7 protein-coding genes are annotated in these 5,883 nt (G+C 71.5%); all 7 read right to left on the minus strand.

All coding sequences use genetic code 11. The annotated features are described in order from the left end of the window. Positions 1-164 precede the first annotated feature (164 nt). Complete coding sequence (locus CA983_RS39600) at positions 165-1,790, minus strand: YifB family Mg chelatase-like AAA ATPase (protein WP_086605537.1); 1,626 nt, start codon at positions 1,788-1,790, stop codon at positions 165-167. Next, positions 1,790-2,182, minus strand: coding sequence for a YraN family protein (locus CA983_RS39605; protein ID WP_086605538.1), 393 nt, complete (start codon positions 2,180-2,182; stop codon positions 1,790-1,792). Before CA983_RS39605 ends, CA983_RS39600 begins: the two co-directional genes overlap by 1 nt. Before the next feature lie 77 nt (positions 2,183-2,259). Beyond that, complete coding sequence (locus tag CA983_RS39610) at positions 2,260-2,568, minus strand: DUF2469 domain-containing protein (RefSeq protein ID WP_003993268.1); 309 nt, start codon at positions 2,566-2,568, stop codon at positions 2,260-2,262. 56 nt (positions 2,569-2,624) lie between these two features. Beyond that, entirely contained in the window at positions 2,625-3,149 is a 525-nt protein-coding gene (locus CA983_RS39615; protein ID WP_086605539.1) for an NUDIX hydrolase, read from the minus strand. Next, the gene (gene lepB / locus CA983_RS39620) at positions 3,139-3,918 is read right to left on the minus strand and encodes a signal peptidase I (RefSeq protein ID WP_086605540.1); all 780 of its coding nucleotides are present in this window, start codon (positions 3,916-3,918) and stop codon (positions 3,139-3,141) included. Before lepB (CA983_RS39620) ends, CA983_RS39615 begins: the two co-directional genes overlap by 11 nt. 51 nt (positions 3,919-3,969) lie before the next feature. Continuing rightward, positions 3,970-4,932, minus strand: a complete 963-nt coding sequence (lepB, locus tag CA983_RS39625; RefSeq protein ID WP_086605541.1) for a signal peptidase I — start codon at positions 4,930-4,932, stop codon at positions 3,970-3,972. Beyond that, positions 4,820-5,883 (minus strand): signal peptidase I (lepB, locus tag CA983_RS39630; RefSeq protein WP_086605542.1); only part of this gene is annotated, 1,064 nt, incomplete at its 5' end. The genes lepB (CA983_RS39630) and lepB (CA983_RS39625), both read right to left, overlap by 113 nt.

The raw sequence follows: 5,883 nt of genomic DNA on the forward strand, positions 1-5,883 counted from the left end.
GTGCGGGAGCTCGGGGTGCGGGGCCTGGCCCTCCGCCAGCCGCCGGGCCAGGCCCCGCACCCCGAGCTCCCGCACCCACCGCCCGCCGACCTCGTCACCGGGCTCGATGACACGGGTGAGAAGGACCCGGGCGAGCAGCTCCTCGTCCGGTTCGCCGGCGACGCTCATGTCAGCGCTCCGAGGGCCATGGGGACGCCCCTCGGGACACCCGTGCGCAACTGGAGCGCGAGGGCGACGTCCGTCGCGTCGGGCCGGTCGTGGCCGACGAGATCGGCGACGGTCCAGGCCACGCGCAGGACGCGATCGAGGCCGCGGGCGGTCAGGACGCCCCTCTCCAGGTTCCGCTCGGCCTCGTCCATCGCCCCGGACGCGGCGTACCAGCGGCTGCGCAACTCGCGCCCCGGTACCTCGCTGTTCGTGCGCCACGGAGTGCCGGCGAGGCGCTCCGTGGCCCGCTCCCGGGCCGCCCGTACCCGGTCGGCGACCGTCGCGGTGGACTCGCCCCGCGCGCCGGAGGCGGTCAGCTCGGTGCGGGTGACGCGGTCCACCTCGACGCGCAGGTCGACCCGGTCGAGCAGCGGGCCGGAGAGCCTTGCCTGGTAGCGGCGGATCGCCGAGGGCGGGCACTCGCACAGGTCGTCACGCTGCGAGAACCGGCCACACGGGCACGGATTGGCCGCGAGCACCATCAGGAACTTGGCGGGGAAGCGCACGACTCCCGCACTGCGAGCGATGACGACATGCCCCGCCTCCAGCGGCTGGCGCAGGGCGTCCAGGGCCTGGCTGTTGAACTCGGGTGTCTCGTCCAGGAAGAGGACTCCCCGGTGGGAGAGCGACACCGCGCCGGGCCGCGCGATGCCCGGGCCGCCGCCGACGAGTGCCTGCATGGTGGCCGAGTGGTGCGGGGCGCAGTAGGGGGCGATGTCGATCAGAGGCTTGCCCGGGGGCAGCAGGCCCGCCACCGAGTGGACCGCGGTGACCTCCAGTGACTCCTGGCGGCCGAGCCGGGGCAGGATGGCGGGCAGCCGCTCCGCGAGCATCGTCTTGCCGGCGCCGGGAGGCCCTTCCAGGAACAGGTGGTGCCCGCCCGCCGCGGCCACCTCCACCGCCGTGCGCGCCGAGATCTGCCCGACGACGTCCGCCAGGTCGTGGCCGGACTCGTGCTGGGCCGCGCCGACGCTGTGCATGCCCGTGGCGGCGCCGGTGCCCGGCATGCGCAGGCCGGCGAGGAGCGGGTCCGGGCGGCCCTGCTCGTCCGGATCCTCGTCGGGCACGGGTTCGTCGGCCAGCACGGCGATGAGCTGGCGCAGGCTCCGGACGCCCAGTACGGAGACCCCGGGCACCAGGGACGCCTCGGCGGCGGCACACTCCGGCACCACCACCTGCTCGTACCCGGCATCCGCCGCCGCCAGCACCGCCGGCAACACGCCCCGCACCGGCCGCACCCGCCCGTCCAGCCCCAGTTCCCCGATCATCACGATGTCGGCGAGGACCCGGGGGTCGATGCGCTCCGACGCGCCGAGGACCGCCGCGGCGACGGCCAGGTCGAAGCCGCTGCCGCTCTTGGGGACGGAGGCCGGGCTCAGGCCGACCGTGAGCTTTTTCTGGGGCCAGGCGGCGCCCGAGTTGACGACCGCGGCCCGCACCCGGTCCCGGCTCTCCGTCAGGCTCTTGTCGGGCAGTCCCACCAGCGTGAACGCCGCGACACCCGGCTCCAGATCGGCCTGGACCTCGACGACCACGCCCTCGACGCCCACCAGCGCCACCGAACACGTACGGGCGAATGCCATCAGGCCACCCCCCGCACGTGCTCGACCACGGCCGCGCCGCGGGCCGGCAGCAGCACTCCGACCACGTCGATGCGGACGCCGCCGGGCGGTGCGCCCCCGTGTGTCTGGATCCACCGCTCGGCGAGGTTCCGCAGCCGCTCCGCCTTCTGCGGGGTCACGGCGGCCATCGGATGTTCGAAGGGACCCTCCCTGCGGGTCTTCACCTCGCAGACGACCAGGACGTCCCCGTCCCTGGCCACGATGTCGATCTCACCGGTCCGCCCGGAGCGCCAGTTGCGCTCCAGGACCGTCAGTCCGGTCTCCGCCAGCCGCCGGGCCGCCAGAGTCTCTCCGTACCTGCCCATCGCACTGCGTGCGTTCATGTCGGCACCACCTCCGGCGCCAACGATCACGCACCCGTCCCCACGAAGTGGATCTTGGTGGACAGCTCAGCGGCTGTGGAAAACCCCGTCACCCTCCTGGGTGAACGTCACCCGCTCGGCAGCTCGAGATCGCTCTTGTTCAGCTCCTCGATGTTCACGTCCTTGAACGTGAGGACCCGGACCTGCTTCACGAACCGCGCCGGCCGGTACATGTCCCACACCCAGGCATCCGCCATGGACACCTCGAAGAACACCTCACCCTGGACCGAGTGCACCTGCATCTCGTAGTCGTTGGTCAGGTAGAAGCGCCGCTCGGTCTCGATCACGTATTTGAACAGACCGACGACATCGCGGTACTCCCGGTAGAGCTTCAGCTCCATCTCGGTCTCGTACTTCTCGAGGTCCTCGGCGCTCATGGCATGTTCCCCTTCAGCCGTGCGATCCCACCATTGTGCGCCAGTCCCGTGCGCCCCTAGACGATTTCCGGGTCAAGGATCACGGGCCTGGCCGGGGGACCTTCGTCGAGCAGCGTGCGCAGCAGCCCGGCGAGTCTCGTCGGATACACCGTCTCATGTGCCCGGCAAAGTTCCGGACACGTCCACCAGCGCGCTCCGGCGACACTGCGCCGCTCCAGCTCGGTCAGCCCCGCGGCCTCGATCGCCGTACGGTCCGTACGAGCCAGGAAGTACCACTCGTCCTGGTCCCAGCGGCGGCCCGCGAACGGGAAGGAGCACATCCGCCGCCACAGCACCGGGCCCAGCTCGACCCCGGTGATGCCCGTCTCCTCGGCGAGTTCCCGCAGGGCGGCCTCTTCACGGGTCTCCTCGCCCTCCACACCGCCGCCGGGGGTGAACCACCAGTCGTCGGCCGGATCGTCCGGCTCGTGCCCGTGCAGCAGCAGGATGCGGTCCTGCGGGTCGAGCAGCACGACCCGGGCGACCTGGCGCAGCCCGCCCTCGTAGGTGTCCTGGCCTGCCCTCACGGGCTCAGCGGACACCTGCGGGCTCCGCGCTCGCCCGCCGGGCCCGGGCCGCGCCCGTGCGCTTGGCGACGGGGCCGTAGGCACCCCCGCCCAGGACGAGCACGGCGCCGGCGATCACCAGGGCCGTGATCGTCCGCAGCGGTCCGGGCGAGGACAGGGCGCCGAGGGCCTCGAAGCCGGTGGGGCGCGCCAGCATGCCGTTCATGGGCCAGACGACGGCGTCCACGCGCGCGTCCACGGCGCCGCGTGACACCGTGCCGCTGGCGGCGTCGGTCAGGTGGGCGGTGGAGTCCACGGAGCTGCCGCGCTCGTCGCCGAGCAGGAACAGGCGCCCCTTGGGGACGGTGACGGTCGGGAAGCCGGTGATCTCCGCCGGTGTGTCCTCGGCCAGGTACGGCTCGTCGATCTCCTTGCCGTTGACCTTCAGCTTGCCGTCCTGGCAGCAGGAGACCGTGTCGCCGCCGACGGCCACCACGCGCTTGACCATCGGCACATTGCCCCAGGTGGCGTCCTTGAACACGACGACATCGCCACGGCGCACATCGGCGCCGTCGACGCGCTGTGCCAGCACCCGGTCGCCGGCGTCGATCGTCGGCGTCATCGAACCGGTGGGCACGGTGTACGGCAGGTAGACCACCGCTCCCCAGGCGAAACCCCCCAGGAACAGCACAAGGCCCAGTGCGACGGCCAGCCCGGACAACCGCTGTCCGGTCCGGCTGCCCACCGGGCCCGAGCCTGTGCCACCGCTGCGCGGGGCCGTGTGCGTCATGCTCTCGCCACCCATGGGTCCGCACCCTACCCGGGGGTACCGACCGGGGTCAGCCCACCGCCGGGATCACTGCTTCCTGCGGCGCCACAGCACCACCGGCACCACACCCAGCAGCGCAAGCCCCTGCGGCGCCACCGTCAGACCGGCCGCGGCCGGCTGGGCGCTGATACCGGACTGGTCGAAGGTGTCCGGCACCGGCAGGTTGTCCCAGCGGTTGATCGGCCAGGCGACGACGATGGCCCGGCCGACGACGTCCTTCACCGGGACCATGCCGTGGTGCTTGTCCGCCTGGTTGTAGCGGGAGTCCCGGGAGTTCTGCCGGTGGTCGCCCATGACCCAGATGTAGCCCTTGGGGACCTTTACCTTGAATTGACCGCCCTGGTCGTCGACGCTGCAGGGCGTGTTGCCGGGGTAGACGTACGACCCCTCGTCCAGCGCCTTGCCGTTGACCGTCAGCGGGCCCGTGTTCTTGCACTCGACCGTGTCGCCGCCGACGCCGACGACCCGCTTGATGAGGTCCTTCTCCTCCGCGGACGGCATGAGACCGATCCAGCTGAGGAACGTCTGGAAGGCGTTCGGATCCGCCACCGGCTCGCCCGCCAGCCAGTTGTCGGGGTCGTGGAAGACGACGACCTCGCCACGCTCGGGCTCGGAGCCGAACCAGGGGGTCAGCTTGTCGACCAGGACGCGGTCGCCCTGCTGGAGGGTGTTCTGCATCGAGTCGGAGGGGATGGAGAACGCCTGCACCAGGAAGGTCTTGATCAGCAGCGCGAGCACCAGCGCGATGCCGATCAGGATGGGCAGCTCCTTCCAGAAGGAACGTGGCTTCTTCGGCGTCCGGGCCGCGCCGCCCGGTCCCTCGCCCTCGGCTGTGCTGTACTCGCCTGTCACCCTGTCATCCTCGGCTGCCCCGGAGTCACTCCCGGGGGTCACGGCGCTGTCCGCGGCCGGGACGGCGGATTCCGCGGGGCGTCCGCGGTGCTCCTCGCCGTCGTTTCCGGACCGTGCGCCAACCGCCACATCCCCCACGCCAACTCCTCACTCTGTGCCGCCGCCTGCCCCATACACGACGCAGGCCCACCACTCCCATAACGAGCGGGAGTTCCGCAGGGGTCGGGAGCTGGATCGTTCCGTTCGAATCGTAGGAGGCAACCCTATGCGACAGGTCGGGAGCAGCGGTCGACCCGGTGGCCGAGTCGGACACGGAGGCGTAGGTGTTCGGTTCTTCCAGGGTGCTCCAGTGCCCGAAGGGCCAGGCGATGACCATGGCGCGGCCCACGACCTCCTCCTCGGAGACCGTGCCGCCGTAGTCGGTGTCCTGGTGGGCGCGGGAGTCCGCGGAGTTGTTCCGGTGGTCGCCCATCACCCACAGCCGGCCCGGGGGGACCGTGATGTCGAACGGCGTGTCGGACGGGGCGTTGCCGGGGTACAGGTAGTCCTCGTTCAGCGGGATGCCGTTGACGGTCACGCGTCCTTGCGCGTCGCAGCACTTGACGCGGTCTCCGCCGACGCCGACGACCCGCTTGATGAGGTCCTTCTCGTTGTCGGACGGCAGCAGGCCGATGAAGGTGAGCCCTTCCTTGACCTGCTTGATGACGATGGGGTCGTCCTTCGGAAGGGTGGGCTGCTCGTCCCGGAGCCAGCCGCCGGGGTCCTTGAACACGACGACGTCCCCGCGCTGCGGCTTGGAGCCGAACCACGGGGTGAGCTTGTCGACCAGGACGCGGTCGCCGATCTGGATCGTCTGCTCCATGGAGCCGGACGGGATGACGAAGGCCTGGACGAGGAACGTCTTCAGCACGAGCGCGATGAGGACGGCGACGCCGACGAGGAGGGGTATCTCCTTGACGGCACCGCGCCTGCGGCGCCGCTTGACCTTCTTCTGGAGCTTGCGCCGCTCGGCGCGCGTACGGCCGCCGGACGGGCTGGCGGCGCGCCGGGCGCCGGTGGGCAGCAGGTTGTCCGCGGGGCTGGCGGGGA

Origin of the sequence: Streptomyces swartbergensis (genome assembly GCF_002148965.1) — a bacterium.
Taxonomy (GTDB): domain Bacteria; phylum Actinomycetota; class Actinomycetes; order Streptomycetales; family Streptomycetaceae; genus Streptomyces; species Streptomyces swartbergensis.

What these genes read in the sequence shown, in the direction of transcription:
- CA983_RS39600 (WP_086605537.1), bottom strand. Translation starts at nt 1,790, where the DNA reads ATGGCATTCGCCCGTACGTGTTCGGTGGCGCTGGTGGGCGTCGAGGGC.
- CA983_RS39610 (WP_003993268.1), bottom strand. Translation starts at nt 2,568, where the DNA reads ATGAGCGCCGAGGACCTCGAGAAGTACGAGACCGAGATGGAGCTGAAG.
- lepB (WP_086605540.1), bottom strand. Translation starts at nt 3,918, where the DNA reads ATGGGTGGCGAGAGCATGACGCACACGGCCCCGCGCAGCGGTGGCACA.